This window comes from Occallatibacter sp., from assembly GCF_049802275.1.
Lineage (GTDB): Bacteria > Acidobacteriota > Terriglobia > Terriglobales > Acidobacteriaceae > Telmatobacter.
In genome coordinates this window covers 1-2,271 of record NZ_JBARMD010000098.1, presented here as the reverse complement: position 1 = coordinate 2,271, position 2,271 = coordinate 1, and the positions used below count along the sequence as shown (strand labels likewise).

Here is a 2,271-nt window from a genome sequence, read left to right as displayed (position 1 = left end):
AATTGCCTCCAGTGCCGATCTGCTGCTCAACGCCGAAATTGAATTGATAGTAGTAGGGCGTCTTGAGCGTGCCGCTTGGGAAGGTATTCAGGCTGACGGCCAGCGGGCACGTCGGTGCACCAGGCTGAATTCCTTCGCAAGAGCTGGAATCCGAACGAAAGTTCGATTGGAAGGCGAGGTTCGCGCTTGCGGCTGCGTCAACGGCGCTCCCGTCAACCCCGGGCGCAATTCCAACGCCGCCTACCTGGCCGCCGATTCCGCCTACAAACGTGGGGTCATTGGGTGCGTTCATGGCGGCGAGATCGGCAATCTGCATTGGAATGATGTCGTTGAAAACACCGAACCCACCATGGACCGCAGTCGAAGGGGACAACTGGTATGCAAAAGAGACCCGCGGCTGGTAGACGAAGAGTGGCGTTGCGGGAAAGAGATCGCGGACATTGCCGAGGATCGTTTGATTCAGGGGAGTGTTGTTGTCGTGCGTGGTATCCAAAAAAGATCCGGCCGTGCGGGCAAAGAGATTCTTTCCGCTGGTCACATTGGTGTTCCAGGTAACGCGCATGCCATAGGTCAGTGTCATTTTTGATGTGGGCTTGAACGCGTCCATTGCATAGTATTCAAGATTGCCGGCGGATACTCTTTCTTTGAGCGAGACCGGAAAGCTCTCGCTTGCGGTGTAGGCCACGCCATAGGTGAACTGAGCGAGGTCATTGAAGGTCACCGTTGGCACAGTGCCTTCGCCGAGATCGTAGTTGCTTATATCGATACGTCGCGTGTTGATTCCAAACTTCCACGTATGCTTCTCATGCGTCCATGTCAGGTTGTCGTTGATTTGCCACTGTGTGACCTTGCGGCCCTGGGGATAGGTGTTGTTGTTGCCCCCGATGGTCGTGAAGGGGACTGCGTCACTGCCAGAGACGAGCATGATGGGAAAAGCTTCGAGTACCTCGGAGTAATTGTTGGGCTCGAAAATGCTCGAGTACCAACTGGCGCCGGGATTGAACTGGTCGACGAGGTTTGAATTGAACACGTGGGTGTAACCAGCTACAAGAGTGCGCTGTGGCTGAGGGGAATAGGAGTTGAAAATAGGATTCACCGGGTCGGTATACGCGGCTTGCAGGCCCGTGTCCTGCTGGAAGCGATACCACGCGCTGTTGTTGGCGTCGAAAGTGTGGTCGATCTTGATCACGATCAGGTCTTCGTTGTCGCTGTTGTTCAGCGAAGCCTGACGCTGGCTCGCGCAGCCATTGCCATCAGCACCCAGTGGGCAGCCAACTATCGGGACTGGTGAGCCACCCGGTACTGGCAAAAGGGAGAACATCTTCTGATAAAAAGGGATCTCTGCAGGCGCTGCCGGAAAGGCTGTGCCCGTCACCGGGTCCACTCCGCCCGTCGCGAGTTGCGAAAGCACGTATTGTTGGTAAACCGGCGTCGGCAGAGTGATCTGCGATACGAGCGGGAAAGCGAGACGAATGCCCTCATAATGGCCGAAGAAAAACAACCGGTCTTTCCGGATCGGGCCACCTACACTCACGCCGAATTCGTTGACGGTGGACCGAGGCTTCTTCGCAACACTATCCGGAGTGTCGTTCCCGTGCAGGAAATAGTCTTCCGCATTAAACAGAGATCCGTTCCATATCTCGTAGGCATCGCCGTGAAATGCGTTTGCGCCTGATTTCGTAAAGTAGTTCACCTGTGCCACGGCATACCGGCCCTGATCCACGGAGAAAGAATTGGTGTTAACAGTTGCTTCCTGTACGGCGTCGAGACCAATGACGAGATTCGTCGAAAGACCGATATTCAGCCCCAGCCAAGGGTCATTCGTGTCGTACCCATCCAGAATGTAGCCGTTCGATGTGGCAGGGAGCCCATTGAATTCGACATTTCCATACCCGCCTGCCGCCTTTGCATCGTTCGACGAGCCTGCCGTATTCATCAAAGCGCCCTGGGCGAACTGCGTGAGATACGTTAGATCTTGGCCGGGATTGGGCAGCCGTTCGATTGCCTTCGCTTCCAGCGTCGTTGAAGTATTGGGGTTCTCGAGACTCAGGAGCCCGCTCTGGGCCGTGACTTCGACGGTCTGCGTATTTGCGGCTGCTGACAAGGTGAAGTTGATGGCGATTGTTTGACCGACGGCGACGCTTGCCGGCTGCGACTCTGCTTTTGCAAATCCAGTGGCCTGCACAGTGATTCGATAGTTGCCTGGGTTGACTTGAGCGAACACGTAGCGGCCTTCAGAATTGCTCTGCGTGATTCGCATTGCTCCTGTGT

Annotated in this window: 1 protein-coding gene; it reads right to left on the bottom strand. The window is 55.5% G+C overall.

Features of this window, described 5'->3' with window-relative positions:
• On the bottom strand, positions 1-2,260 hold a 2,260-nt coding region (locus WA354_RS03155; protein WP_472811558.1), incomplete at its 3' end, for a carboxypeptidase-like regulatory domain-containing protein.
• Positions 2,261-2,271 lie beyond the last annotated feature (11 nt).